General features: G+C 72.6%; 10 protein-coding genes. 5 read left to right on the top strand and 5 right to left on the bottom strand.

From position 1 onward, the window contains the following. Positions 1 to 12: 12 nt before the first annotated feature. Positions 13 to 1,212: an acyltransferase gene (locus AB0O07_RS07385; protein WP_365628437.1), complete on the bottom strand. Its 1,200-nt coding sequence runs from the start codon at positions 1,210 to 1,212 to the stop codon at positions 13 to 15. Between the two features lie 452 nt (positions 1,213 to 1,664). Between AB0O07_RS07385 and AB0O07_RS07380 the strand changes: the two genes are divergently transcribed. The 3 genes from AB0O07_RS07380 to AB0O07_RS07370 all read left to right on the top strand — a co-directional run bounded on the left by AB0O07_RS07380 (position 1,665) and on the right by AB0O07_RS07370 (position 4,859). After that, complete coding sequence (locus AB0O07_RS07380) at positions 1,665 to 2,747, top strand: LacI family DNA-binding transcriptional regulator (protein WP_365628434.1); 1,083 nt, start codon at positions 1,665 to 1,667, stop codon at positions 2,745 to 2,747. Between the two features lie 196 nt (positions 2,748 to 2,943). Continuing rightward, on the top strand, positions 2,944 to 4,182 hold the full coding sequence (locus tag AB0O07_RS07375; RefSeq protein WP_365628431.1) for an alginate lyase family protein: 1,239 nt from the start codon (positions 2,944 to 2,946) through the stop codon (positions 4,180 to 4,182). Between the two features lie 137 nt (positions 4,183 to 4,319). After that, positions 4,320 to 4,859 (top strand): hypothetical protein, encoded by a 540-nt coding sequence (locus tag AB0O07_RS07370; protein WP_365628428.1) that lies wholly within the window; start codon positions 4,320 to 4,322, stop codon positions 4,857 to 4,859. Between the two features lie 53 nt (positions 4,860 to 4,912). Here the strand turns inward: AB0O07_RS07370 and AB0O07_RS07365 are convergent, their stop codons facing one another. The 4 genes from AB0O07_RS07365 to AB0O07_RS07350 all read right to left on the bottom strand — a co-directional run bounded on the left by AB0O07_RS07365 (position 4,913) and on the right by AB0O07_RS07350 (position 9,198). Next, positions 4,913 to 5,950, bottom strand: a complete 1,038-nt coding sequence (locus tag AB0O07_RS07365) for a LacI family DNA-binding transcriptional regulator (RefSeq protein ID WP_365628425.1) — start codon at positions 5,948 to 5,950, stop codon at positions 4,913 to 4,915. 64 nt (positions 5,951 to 6,014) lie between these two features. Further along, positions 6,015 to 6,932 carry a carbohydrate ABC transporter permease gene (locus AB0O07_RS07360; RefSeq protein ID WP_365628422.1) on the bottom strand — a complete coding sequence of 306 codons (918 nt, stop codon included), beginning with the start codon at positions 6,930 to 6,932 and terminating at the stop codon, positions 6,015 to 6,017. Further along, the gene (locus AB0O07_RS07355) at positions 6,929 to 7,876 is read right to left on the bottom strand and encodes a sugar ABC transporter permease (RefSeq protein ID WP_365628419.1); all 948 of its coding nucleotides are present in this window, start codon (positions 7,874 to 7,876) and stop codon (positions 6,929 to 6,931) included. Before AB0O07_RS07355 ends, AB0O07_RS07360 begins: the two co-directional genes overlap by 4 nt. After that, positions 7,873 to 9,198: an extracellular solute-binding protein gene (locus AB0O07_RS07350; RefSeq protein ID WP_365628416.1), complete on the bottom strand. Its 1,326-nt coding sequence runs from the start codon at positions 9,196 to 9,198 to the stop codon at positions 7,873 to 7,875. Before AB0O07_RS07350 ends, AB0O07_RS07355 begins: the two co-directional genes overlap by 4 nt. 233 nt (positions 9,199 to 9,431) lie before the next feature. Here AB0O07_RS07350 and AB0O07_RS07345 point away from each other — a divergent pair, with 233 nt between their 5' ends. Next, positions 9,432 to 11,465: a beta-galactosidase gene (locus AB0O07_RS07345; RefSeq protein ID WP_365628413.1), complete on the top strand. Its 2,034-nt coding sequence runs from the start codon at positions 9,432 to 9,434 to the stop codon at positions 11,463 to 11,465. A gap of 60 nt (positions 11,466 to 11,525) precedes the next feature. After that, positions 11,526 to 13,316 carry an arabinogalactan endo-1,4-beta-galactosidase gene (locus AB0O07_RS07340; RefSeq protein WP_365628410.1) on the top strand — a complete coding sequence of 597 codons (1,791 nt, stop codon included), beginning with the start codon at positions 11,526 to 11,528 and terminating at the stop codon, positions 13,314 to 13,316.

Here is a 13,316-nt window from a genome sequence, read left to right as displayed (position 1 = left end):
CTGGGCCCGCCCCTACCCCCGGCCGGCCCGTCTCGGCCGGGCGGTCAGTGGGCGTTCCAGCAGGCGGTACGAGGCGTACGCGGCCAGGAAGCTCGCGCCCGCGGTCGCGAGGCCCCGCCAGGGCTCGGCGAGGCCCAGGTCGGACATCAGGCGGGCCAGCGGATAGTGCCAGAGGTAGAGGCCGTAACTGAGGTGGCGGCCCGTCCACACCAGCGGCGCCAGGGAGAGGGAACGGTTCAGCCGGCTCTCCGGGCGCAGCTCCACCGCCGCGACCAGCACCGCCGTGAGCAGCGCCGTCACCAGGAACCCCGCGGTGTACCAGGGCACGGTCCAGGCGGTCGCGCCGGTCATCGGCACCTGCCAGACGATCAGCCCGAGCAGGACGAGCGCGGGCCAGGCGAGCCGCCCCGCCCACCGGCCCAGCGCCGCCAGCCGGGGGTGGCCGGCCGGGAGCAGCGCGACGACTACCGCGAGGAGCGCGCCGACCAGCAGTTGGTCGGCGCGGGTGTCCACGCTGTTGTAGATACGGTGCGCCGCGGTCGGGTTCCACAGCACAGAGCGCCACACCAGCGGGAGGAGGCAGACCACGGCGGCGCAGACCAGCACCGTACGGGCGCGGCAGCGGCGCAGGAGCAGCAGGAGGAGCGGCGGCCACACGAAGTAGAACTGCTCCTCGACGCCGAGCGACCAGGTGTGCGAGAGCAGGGAGAGGTCGCTGGAGTACACGTCGGGCTGGGAGGCCCGCACGATGTTGACGAGGAAGGTCGCGGCCAGCACGATGGCCGCCCACGCGCCGTCGAACGAGGGCAGCCTGGTCGTCAGTGCCAGCACGGCGCAGAACGCGCAGACGGCGAGCAGCGCCGGGACCAGCCGCAGCCAGCGCCGCCAGTAGAAGGAGCGCATGGCGACATCGCCGGTCCTGGCGAACTCGGCGAGCAGCAGCCGGGTGATGACGAACCCGCTGATGGTGAAGAAGACGTCCACCCCGAGGGCGCCGCCGGGCAGCAGGTCGGGGGTGAGGTGGTAGACGAGGACCAGGATCACGGCGAGCGCCCGGAGCCCGTCCACCCCGTGCACCCGGCCGCTCCGGCGGAGCGCGCCGGGGAAGCCGTACCCTCCCCGGTCGGGCCGGCCGTCCACGCGGAGCGGGATCAGCTCCAGCGCGGGGCCGGCGGGGGCGCCGCCGCGACCGGTGCGGCGGAGCGTCCGCAAGGTGCCCGCGCCGGTTCCGGCCGTACCGTCCGTGCCGCCGGAGCCGCCCGTGCCCGCCGTACCGCCGTTTCCGTGCGTACCGGCCGCTCGGGCCGATCTCTGTGGTGCGTGTGTGCCGATGAGTCCTGCCGCTCCCGCCGTTCCCGCTGTTTCTTCTGTTTCGTCCGTTCTATCTGTTCCGTCCGCTCCTTCCTTCGCCGTCGCCTGCGGGTGGCCCCTGCGCGTCGCTGTGTCGGTAGGTGAACTGTCCATCAGGTGCCCGTGCCCGGATCGGCCGGGCTCACGCGGTTGTTCATGGAAATCTCAGAAACCGCCAGTCGTTCGGGCGAGTGATCGTTCCCGCCGTACGCCCACTCGGGTCCGACGGGGGCTTCCCGCCAACTGGACTCGGCCGTAATGTAGAAACCGGTTGCTATCCGGGTGGGTCCGGGGACGGCGTGAAGGGGTGTTCGATGGCGCGCACCGGTGGCCCGGCCGGGCCGACCCTCGCGACGGTGGCCCGGGAGGCCCGGGTGTCGGTGCCCACCGCCTCCAAGGTGGTCAACGGGCGGGAGGACGTCGCCCCCGAGACCCGGCGCCGGGTCACCGAGGCGCTGGACCGGCTCGGTTATGTCCGCAGACCCCGGGCCGGGGGCGCCGCGTACCCCTCCTCGCTGGTGGACCTCGTCCTGCCCGCCCTCGGCAGCTCCTGGTCGGGCGCGGTGCTGCACGGCGTCGAGGCCGCCGCGGCCGAGGCGGGCCTGGAGATCGTGGTCTCCGCCGGGCTCACCACGCCCCGGGGGTACGGTCCCGGGCGGGGCAGGCTGCACCGGCTCGCGGCGCGCGGCTCGGCCGGGGCGCTCTTCAGCCGCGCGGAGCTCACCCCGTCCCAGTACGCCTGGCTGGAGCAGCACCGTATCCCCTTCGTGCTGATCGACCCGCTGGTGGCGCCGCCGCCGGGGGTGGCCGGGGTCGGCGCGGACGACCGGGCCGGCGGGCGCGCCGCGACCGCCCATCTCCTCGCCCTCGGACACCGCAGGATCGCGTTCCTCGGCGGCCCCCGCCACCAGCTCGCCCCCGCCGCCAGGGCCGCGGGCCACCGCGCCGCGCTGACGGCGGGCGGCGTGCCCCGGCACCCCGCGTACGAGCGCCACACCACCCTCGCGCCCGCCGACGCGCGCCGCGAGGCGCTGGCCCTGCTCGCCCTTCCCGAACCGCCGACCGCCGTCCATGTCTGCTCCGACGCGATGGCCCTCGCCGTCTACGAGGCCGCCGCGGAACGGGGGGTGCGGGTCCCCGAGGAGCTGAGCGTGGTCGGCTGCGACGACCTGCCGGAGTCCCGCTGGGCCGCCCCCGCGCTCACCACCGTCCGCCGGCCGCTCTCCGACATGGCGGGTACCGCGCTGCGGCTGCTGGTCGCGCTGATGGCGGCGGACGGGACCGCCGCGCTCCGTACCGACCTCCCCACCCGCCTGGTGGTCCGGGCCAGCACCGCACCACCGCCCGGCCGGGCCGGCACCGCACCACCGCCGGACCGGGCCGGCCGGCTTCCGTGACGGGGTGACCGTCCTGACGGAGCGCGACGGCCGGGGCATGGCACGACCGCCGGGACGGGGCGACCGCCCCCGACGGAGCGCGACGGCCCTGACGGAGCGAAAGTTTCGGGTTCCGCGCCGGGCGGAGACAGCGGTGTCGTCTCCCCACACCATAGGTACCGGTTTCCATCCCCCCACCCGGAAGTGAGAGATCCCCATGAGCCGCACGTTCACCCATGCCGTCAGCCGCCGCGGGCTGCTCAAGGCCGCCGGAGGGCTCGCCCTCGCCGGTGCCGCGGGCGGCGCCCTCGCCTCCACCGCCAGTGCCGCCCCGCCCGCCGCCTCCGCCGCCCCGGCCGCCTTCACCCACCCCGGCGCGCTCCACGCGTACGGTGAGCTCAACCGCGCCAAGGTGCGGGTCGCCGCCGGGAACGACCCCTGGCTGGCCGGGTGGAACCGGCTGATCGCCAACTCCCACGCCCAGTCCGGCTGGACGCCCAGGCCGCTGGCGGTCGTCGTGCGCGGCGGCGAGGGGGAGAACTACGGCACGATGTACAACGACCTGCACGCCGCCTACCAGAACGCGCTGCGCTGGAAGATCGCCGGGACCACCGCGCACGGTGACACCGCCCGCGACATCCTCAACGCCTGGTCCGCCACGCTCACCGCCGTGAACGGCAACGCCGACCGCTACCTGGCCGCCGGGATCTACGGCTACCAGTGGGCCAACACCGCCGAACTCATGCGCGACTACCCGGGGTTCGAGCTGAAGCGGTTCCAGGACCTGATGGCGAACGTCTTCTACCCGATGAACAGCCGGTTCCTCGCCGAGCACAACGACGCCTGCATCACCAACTACTGGGCCAACTGGGACCTCTGCACCATGAACTCGATCCTGGCGATCGGGATCCTCAACGACGACGCCGCCAAGTACGACCAGGCCGTCGACTACTTCAAGAACGGCGCGGGCAACGGGTCGATCAGGAACGCCGTCCCCTTCGTCTACGAGAGCGAGGGGCTCGCCCAGTGGCAGGAGTCCGGCCGCGACCAGGGCCACACCATGATGGGCATGGGCCAGATGGGGGCGTTCTGCGAGATGGCCTGGAACCAGGGCGACGACCTGTACGGCTACGACAACAACCGGTTCATGAAGGCCGCGCAGTATGTCGCCAAGTACAACCTGGGCCAGAGCGTCCCGTTCACCACGTACTCCTGGGGCACCGGCCAGAACTGCGCCCGCCAGGAACACACCGTCATCTCCGACGCCAGCCGGGGGCAGATACGCCCGGTGTGGGACATCCTCCACTACCACTACGCCCGGCGGCGCGGCCTCTCCGTCCCGTACATCACCGCCATGGCCGAGTCCGTACGTCCCGAGGGCGGCGGCGGTGACTACGGCTCCACCAGCGGCGGCTTCGACCAGACCGGCTTCGGCACCCTGCTCTACGCCAAGTAGCGCCCAGCGGCCCCGGGGCGCGCTCCCGGCCCGTACCGCCTGTCCTTCCGCCCGCCTGTCCTTCCACCGCCTGTCCTTCGGCCCGTCTGGCCTATGATCGCGGGGCCGCCTCCGAACCCCCGTCAGGAGCCCCGCAGATGACGCCGCCCGCGACCGCCCGGATCCTGGCCACCCTCGGCGCGCACCCCGCCCGGAGCGGCGACGGCCGGCAGGGCGCGCTGTGGCGGCTGGCCGAACCGGGGCGGGCGCTGGACGCCAATGCCGTACGGCTGCCACCGGGCGCCGCCGTCGCCGAACACACCGACACCGCCCTCGACGTCCTGCTGGTCGTCCTGGACGGTGCCGGTGTGCTCGGTACGGCGGAGGGGGACGCCCCGCTCACCCCGTACACGGTGGTGTGGCTGCCGAAGACCTCGCGCCGTTCGCTGACGGCGGGCCCGGACGGGCTGGTGTATCTCACCGCGCATCCGCGCCGCCCCGGGATGACCATCGGCGGGGCGCCCCCGCCCGCCACCGAACGCCCCGCCCCCGTCTCCCGTCCCGCCGCCGAGCCGGCCGAGGGCGGTGAGCCCGCCTGCGCCCTCGACCGGGTCTGCGCGGAGTGCGGACGCCTCGCGGGGGAGCGGGACGCCCGCTTCTGCGCCCGCTGCGGCCACCCCCTGACGGGCCTGACCTGACCGGCCTGACCCGACCGGCTGACCTGCCCTCAGAGGGGCGCGGCCCCCGGCCCTCACGCCGAGTCGCGCCGTACCAGCTCCGTGGGGAGGATGACCGTGGCGGTGTCCTCCCCGCCGATCTGGGCGAGCAGCACCCGTACCATCTCCGCGCTGATCCGGTCCCACGGCTGCCGGATGGTGGTCAGCGCGGGCCGGGAGTCCAGCGCGGCGGGGGAGTCGTCGAAGCCGCCCACCGCGACATCCTCGGGGACCCGGCGCCCGGCGTCCCGGAGCGCGGTGAGGACCCCGAGCGCCATCAGGTCGGAGGCGACGAACACCGCGTCCAGGTCGGGGGCGCGGCGGAGCAGTTCCGCCGCGGCGGCCTCGCCGCTCGCCCGGGTGTAGTCGCCGGCCGCGATCAGCCGTTCGTCGGCCTCGATACCGGCCTCGGCGAGCACCTCCCGGTATCCGGCCAGCCGGTCCGTGCCGCCGGGGGTGTCGAGCGGTCCGGTCACCGTGGCGATCCGCCGCCGCCCGCCGCGCAGCAGATGGCGGACCATCTCCCGGGCCCCGTCCCGGTCGTCGGCGGCGACGTAACTCACCTTCGAGCTCTGCCCGAGCCCGAGCGGATGCCCGCACGCCACCAACGGCACCCCGGCGGCCCGCAGTTGCTCGGCGACCCGGTCACCGGAGTGGCTGGAGACCAGCAGCACGCCGTCGACATGGCCGGAGGTGATGTACCGGGCGATCCGGCGCCGTTCGTCCTTCGTCCCCGCGATCATCAGCAGCAGCGGGATGTCGTGCGCGGCGAGCGCCTGGGTGCATCCCCGCAGCAGCACATTGAAGTTGGGGTCCTCGAAGAACCGCTCCTGCGGCTCGGTGAGGAGGAACGCCACCGAGTCGGAGCGGCCCGTGATGAGGCTGCGGGCGTGCCGGTTGACGACGTAACCCGTCTTGCGGATCGCGGCGTTGACCGCCTCCTCCGACGCGGGGCTCACATAGTGGCCGCCGTTGAGGACCCGGGAGACGGTGCCCCGGGAGACACCCGCCTCCCGCGCCACGTCATGGATGGTCGGCGGCTTGCGCCGGTCGTTGCTGCCCGTGCGGCTCATACGTGTGGTTCTCTCGCCGTGCGGCTCATAGCTGCGGTTCTCTCGTGGTTCCGTGCCGGTCGCGTCAGGACTTTACGGCCCCTGACAGCAGGTCCAGACTCCAGAACCGCTGGATGACCAGGAAGAGCGCGATCAGCGGGACGATCGCCAGCAGCGCGCCGGTGATCACCAGAGTGTAGAGGGCCGGGGTGTTGGAGCCCTGCTTGAGGAGGGTGAAGAGGCCGAGCGTGAGCGGGAACTTCCGGTCGTCGCCGAGCATGATGTAGGGGAGGAGGAAGTTGTTCCAGATGGCCACGAACTGGAAGAGGAAGACCGTCACCAGCCCCGGCGCCATCATCGGCAGCGCCACGGAGCGGAAGATCCGCCACTCGCCGCCGCCGTCCATCCGCCCCGCCTCCACCACATCGGCCGGCACGGAGGCGGCCGTGTAGATCCGGGCGAGATAGACCCCGTACGGGGAGAGGACCAGCGGCAGCAGCACGGAGAGATAGCTGTCCGCCAGGTCGGCCTCGGCCATCAGCAGATACTGCGGTACGGCGAGGATGACCGGCGGCATCAGGACGCCGGCGAGGAGGATCTGGAAGATCGTCTCGCGTCCCCGGAAGCGGTAGACGGCGAGCGCGTACCCGCTGAGCGCGGAGACCGCCGTCGAGAGGAGCGCCCCGGCCCCGGAGTAGAAGAGGGAGTTGAGCATCCACCGCCAGTAGACGCCCTCCCGGTACGCGGTGAGGTCCCGGACGTTCTCGGTGAACCCGGTGCCGGGCAGGAAGGTGAAGGTGGAGAAGAGTTCCCGGCCCGACTTGGTGGAGGCCATCACGACCCAGATCACCGGCAGCAGACAGTAGGCCGCGCCGACGAGCAGGGCGATCGTCGGGACCCAGGCGGTCCGGCGGCGCCGGGGGCGGCGGACCGGCGGGCCCTGGGCCGTGCCCGGGGTGGTGCCGGCCGCGGGGGCGGTACGGCGGGCGGTGAGGGTGTTCACGGGTTCTCTCCCTGGTTCGTACGGGAGTTGGCGACTCTGAGGAAGCCGAAGGACAGGGCGAGCGTCACCACCGCGATGATCACGGAGGTGGCCGCCGCCGCGTGGATGTCGTTCTTGACGAAGGCGTCCTGGTAGACCTTCATCAGCGGGGACCAGGTCGTGGAGAGCGAGTTGGTCAGCGGCTGGAGGGTGGTGGGCTCGCTGAACACCTGGAGCGTCGCGATGATGGAGAAGAAGAACGTCAGCACCAGCGCGGGCGCCACCACCGGGATCTTGATCCGCAGCGCGGTCTGGAGCTGCGAGCAGCCGTCCAGCCGGGCCGCCTCGTAGATCTCGACGGGGATCGAGCGCAGCGATGTGTAGATGACGATCATGTTGAAGCCGGTGCCGCCCCACAGGGCGATGTTGGCGAGGGAGAGGAAGAGCGGCCCGCCGTCGAGCAGATCGGGCCGGGGCAGCCCGGTCCGCTCCAGTACGTAGTGGAACGGGCTGACGTCCGGCAGATAGAGGAAGCCCCACATCAGCGCGGCGATCACGCCGGGGACCGCGTACGGCAGGAAGATCGACAGCCGGGAGAAACCGGTGAGCCGGGTCCGCTCGGCGTCCAGCATCAGGGCGAGGACCAGCGCCAGCCCGAGCATGGCGGGGACGACGAGGGCCCCGTAGCCGAGGACCCGGAGCGCGCTGGTGAGCAGTTCGGAGTCGGAGAGCGCGGCCGTGTAGTTGGCGAGCCCGGCCCAGACCTCCTCGCGGGCGCCCTTGCCCAGGCCGAGACCCTTGACCTCGACCTTGCGCAGGCTCAGATAGCAGGCGTACCCGATGGGCAGGGCGAAGAAGAGCGCGAACAGGGCGACGGCGGGGAGCAGGAAGGCGTACGGCGCGCCGCGCACCCCCCGGCCGACCCGGCCGCCCCGGCGGGGGGCCCGGCGTGAGGTGGTGCTCATCGGCCGGTGACCTCGAAGCCCTGCTTCTTCATGTCGTCGACGGTGGCCTTCTCCATGGTGGCCAGCGCCGGACCGAAGGCCGTCTTGTTCTTGGCGGCGAGGGAGAAGGCGTCGTTGAAGGCGGCGTAGGCGACGTTCACGTTGGGACCCCACGCGGCGGGTGCGGTGGTCTTGGCGATCTCGGCGGCCTGGGCGTAGAAGTCCTTCTGGTCGGCGAAGTACTCCGGGGCCCTGTCCAGCGCGCCGCCGGTCTGCGCGGCCGTGGCGGCCGGGTAGATGGCGCCCTCCTCGACCAGCGCGGCGAGCGCGGCGCTGTCCGTGTTCAGCCAGGTGGCGAAGGTGGCGGCGGCCTTCTTGTGCTGCGAGTCGTTGGTGACTCCGGTGGAGGAGCCGCCCCAGCTCCCGGTGGCCGGCTTGGCGGTGTCCCACTGCGGCAGCGGCGCCATCGCCCACTTGCCCGAGGTCTCCGGGGCGGCGGTGGTCAGGGTGCCGGGCGCCCAGACCGCGCTGACCCAGGCGATCTGCTTGCCGGTGTTGAGGGCCTTGTTCCAGGACGGTGTGTACATCGACTGGTTGTCGATGGCGCCCTCCGCGACCAGGCCGCCCCAGAAGTCCGCGACCTTCTGGGTGGCCGTGTCGTTGATCGCCACTTTCCAGGTGTCGCCCTGGGTGGTCCACCACTGGGCGCCCGCCTGCTGGGAGAGGCCGGCGAAGAGCCCCGGGTCGTGGCTGGAGAAGGTGGTCAGGGAGACGGCGGGGTCCTTCTTCTTCACCGCGCGGGCCGTGGCGGCGAACTCGTCCCAGGTGGTGGGGACGGTGAGGCCGTACTTCTTGAAGAGGTCGGCGCGGTAGTAGAACATCATCGGCCCGGAGTCCTGCGGGATCGCGTAGACGGCGTCGGTGCCGAGGGTGGTCTGCTGCCAGACGCCGGGGGCGAACTTCGCCTCGACGCCCTTGACATCGCCGGAGATGTCGGCGAGGACATCGTTGCTGACGAGGGTGGGGAGCGCCTGGTACTCCGCCTGCACCAGGTCGGGGGCCTTCTTCGCCTTCGCGGCGGTGATGATCTTGGTGACGAGGTCGTCGCCGGACGCCTGCTTCTTCACCGTGACCTTGATGCCGGTCTTCTTGCCCTCCGTCGTGTTCCAGAGGTCGGCGACCTTGTCCATGCCGGGCGCCCAGGCCCAGTAGACGAGGTCGGCGGGGCCGTCCCCCTGGGCGTCGTCGTCGCCGGAACCCGAGCCGCACGCGGCGAGCGTGGTGGCGCCGAGCGCGATGGCGAGGGATGTGGCCACGAGGCGTCTGCGCGTCGTGAAGTGCATGGTGTTACTCCCCTGACGAACCCTGGCGGAGGCCCGCGACTCCGAGGACGGCGGACCGGCGCTGCTCTGTGAGCGTTCACAGTAGAGAAACGTCCCCGACACTTGTCAATGGTTGTTCCTGTGCGGTTATGTTGGATCTGTTGGGGGCTTGCGATATGTGCACGTTCCCAGACCCGACGCACATGATGGTCATGGTCCGCTCGCCGGCCGCACCGCACCACAGGAGGCAATCCATGCCGCACTCCGCACCCCGGGCCCCCCACCAGGGCCTGCCGGGGCTCGCGTTCGGCGGGGACTACAACCCCGAGCAGTGGCCGGAGTCCGTCTGGCAGGAGGACGTCCGCCTCATGCGCGAGGCCGGCGTCAACCTGGTGTCGGTCGGCATCTTCTCCTGGGCCCTGCTGGAACCGGAGCGGGGACGGTACGACTTCGGCTGGCTGGACCGGGTCCTCGACCTCCTCCACGACAACGGCGTACGGGTCGACCTCGGCACCCCCACCGTCGCCCCGCCCGCCTGGTTCTACCGCGCCCACCCGGACGCGCTCCCGGTCAGCCGCGAGGGCGTCCGGTACGCCTTCGGCTCCCGGGGCGCCATCTGCCACAGCTCCCCGGCGTACCGTACGGCCGCCGCCGCCATCACCGAGCAGCTCGCCCGCCGCTACGGATCCCATCCCGCGCTCGCCCTCTGGCACGTCCACAACGAGTACGGCGTCCCCGTCAGCGCCTGCTACTGCGACCACTGCGCCGGCCACTTCCGCGCCTGGCTGCGCACCGCCTACCAGGACCTCGACGCGCTCAACGAGGCCTGGGGCACCGCCTTCTGGGGCCAGCGCTACGGCTCCTTCGACGAGATCGAACCGCCCCGGGCCACCCCCACCGTCTGCAACCCCGCCCACCGGCTCGACTACGCGCGCTTCGCCGACGCCACCCTGCGCGAGAACTTCACCGCCGAACGCGACATCCTCCACCGGCTCGCCCCCGGCACCCCCGTCACCACCAACTTCATGACCGCCCTCAGCCAGTGCGAATCCGTCGACTACTGGGCCTGGGGGCGCGAGGTCGACCTTGTCACCAACGACCACTACCTCATCACCGACGGCCGCCGCACCCATGTCAATCTCGCGATGGCCGCCGACCTCACCCGCTCCGTCGCCGGCGGCGCCCCCTGGCTGCTCCTCGAACACTCCACCAGCGGTGTCAACTGGCAGCCCCGCAACCCCGCCAAGGCCCCCGGACAGATGGCCCGCAACAGCCTCGCCCATGTGGCGCGCGGCTCGGAGGGCGCGCTCTTCTTCCAGTGGCGCCAGTCCCGGCGCGGCGCCGAGAAGTTCCACTCCTCGATGGTGCCGCACGCCGGCACCGAGAGCCGGGTCTGGCGCGAGGTCGTCGGCCTCGGCGCCGACCTGGACAGCCTCGCCACCGTACGCGCCACCCGCACCGTCGCCGACGCCGCCGTCGTCTGGGACTGGCACTCCTGGTGGGCGCAGCGCCTCGAATGGCGGCCCAGCGAGGACCACGACGCCCGCGAGCGCGCCGACTCCTTCTACGAGGCGCTCTACGACCGGCACCTCACCGTGGACTTCGCCCACCCCGGGGCCGACCTCTCCGCCTACCCCCTGGTCGTGGTGCCCGCTCTCTACCTCGCCACCGAGGAGACCGGACGGAACCTCCGCGCGTACGTCGAGAACGGCGGCACCCTCGTCGTCTCGTACTTCTCCGGCATCGTCGACGAGCACGACGCGGTCCACCCCGGCCCCCACCCCGGGGCGCTCCGCGACGTCCTCGGCCTGACCGTCGAGGAGTTCTCCCCGCTCGGCGCGGGCGAGCGGGTCAGGATCACCACCGCCGACGGCGCCGAACTCACCGCCGACCTGTGGAGCGAGTTCGTCGTCCCGCGCGGCGCCGAGACGGTCTGGCGGTACGCCGACGGGCTCGCCGCCGGACACCCGGCGATCACCCGGCACCGGCTCGGCCGGGGCACCGCCTGGTACGTCTCCACCCGGCTGGACACCGCCGCTCTTGACACCGTGCTCGGCGCCGCCGCCGAGGACGCGGGCATCGCACCGCGCACCGACCTCCCGTACGACGTCGAGGTCGTCCGGCGGGCCGGGGAGAGCGGCGACTTCCTCTTCGCGATCAACCACACCGGCGCCGACGCGAAGGTCCCGCTGCCGGGCCCCGGCACCGAACTCCTCACCGGCGAACGGGCCTCGGGGGGCCTGGACGTGCCCGCCACCGCCGTACGGGTGGTCAAGCTCGACACCTGAGCCGCACCCCGCATCATCCGTACCACCCGCACTACCCGCCTCACTCGCACCACACGCCCCATGGGCACCGCCTCGCACCATCCGCACGCGACACCTGAGCCGCACCGCCACCGTCGCGCCGCGCCGCACCGTCCGCCCCGCCCGCCCGGGGCCGTACCGCCCGTACGGCCCCGCGCGAGCGGGGCGGACCCGCTCCATGGCACCACCGCCCCACCCGCACCCGCACCCGCCCGTCCGTCCGTCGAAGGGACATCGACGATGCATCTCGCCCAACGTGCCCACCGCCCCTGGCACACCCGGCTCGGCGCCACCGCCGCCACCGCGCTCGGCGCCCTGCTGCTGGCCGCGCTCCCCGCACCCCAGGCCCACGCCGCCGCCACCCTCACCAACCCCGGCTTCGAGGCCGACGCCACCGGCACCGCCACCCCGGCCGGCTGGAGCACCTCCTCCGCCACCGGCCAGAACTCCGCCTCGTACACCGAGAGCGGCGGAGCGAGCGGGAGCTACCGGCTGAGCCACTGGTCGTCCTCGGCGTACCAGGTCGAGACGTACCAGACCCTCACCGGACTGGCCAACGGCGCGTACACGCTCAGCGCCAAGGTCCGCTCCAGCGGCGGCCAGAACGCCGCCTACCTCGCCCTGCGCGGCTGCGGCGGCGCCGAGCAGCGCACGGACCTGCCGGCCACCCCGAACGGCGCCTGGATACGCCTGGTCACCTCGGTCCAGGTGACCGGCGGCACCTGCACCGTCAGCCTCCGCTCCGACGCGCACGCGGGGGAGTGGGCCAACTTCGACGACCTCACCTTCACCCCCGGCACCACCGGCCTCACCGTCAAGGGCGGCGACCTCTCCACCCTCCCCAAGAACGAGGCGTACGGCGCCACCTACGCCACCGCCACCGGGCAGCGCGGCGACGCGCTCGGTCTGCTGCGCGGCGCTGGCATGAACTATGTCCGGCTCAAGGTCTGGGTGAACCCGGCCGACGGCTACAACAACAAGGCGCGCGTCCTCGCCATGGCCCAGCGCGCCAAGGCCGCGGGCGCCAAGGTGCTCGTCGACTTCCACTACTCGGACCGCTGGGCCGACCCGGGGCAGCAGACCAAGCCCGCCGCCTGGGCCTCGCACGGCTACAGCCAGCTCCGTACCGACGTCTACAACCACACCTACGACGTCCTCGACGCCCTCAAGGCCCAGGGCACCACCGCCGACATGGTCCAGATCGGCAACGAGATCAACGGCGGCATGCTCTGGCCCGAGGGCTCCACCGCGAACTTCGGCCAGCTCGCCGGGGTGCTGACCTCCGGCGCCCAGGCCGCCAAGGCCGTCTCCGCCACCACCCAGGTCGCCCTGCACCTCGCCGAGGGCGGCGACAACGGCGGCACCCGCTGGTGGTTCGACCAGGCCGTCGCCCGGCAGGTCCCCTTCGATGTGATCGCCCTGTCGTACTACAGCTACTGGCACGGACCGCTCTCCGCGCTCCAGGCCAATCTGGACGACGTCTCCGCCCGCTACAACAAGCCGGTGCTCGTCGCCGAGACCGCCTACGCGAGCACCCTCGCCAACAACGACGCGCTGGAGAACGTCATCGCCAACAGCTCGCAACTGGCCGCCGGTTACCCGGCCACCCCCGCCGGACAGGCCGCCAACCTGCGGGACGTGATGAATGTCGTCGAGGCCGTCCCGAACGGACGCGGCCTGGGCGTCGTCTACTGGGAACCCGCCTGGACCGCGGTGAAGGGCAGCGGCTGGGACCCCGAGGACCCCGCCTCGGGCAACGCCTGGGAGAACCAGGCGCTCTTCGACTACTCCAGCAGGCTGCTGCCCGCGGCGAACTGGTTCGCCCACCGCTGA

This window comes from Streptomyces sp. NPDC093085 (assembly GCF_040683935.1).
In the GTDB taxonomy this organism is placed as follows: Bacteria; Actinomycetota; Actinomycetes; order Streptomycetales; family Streptomycetaceae; genus Streptomyces.
This window is presented reverse-complemented; position numbering and strand designations above follow the sequence as displayed.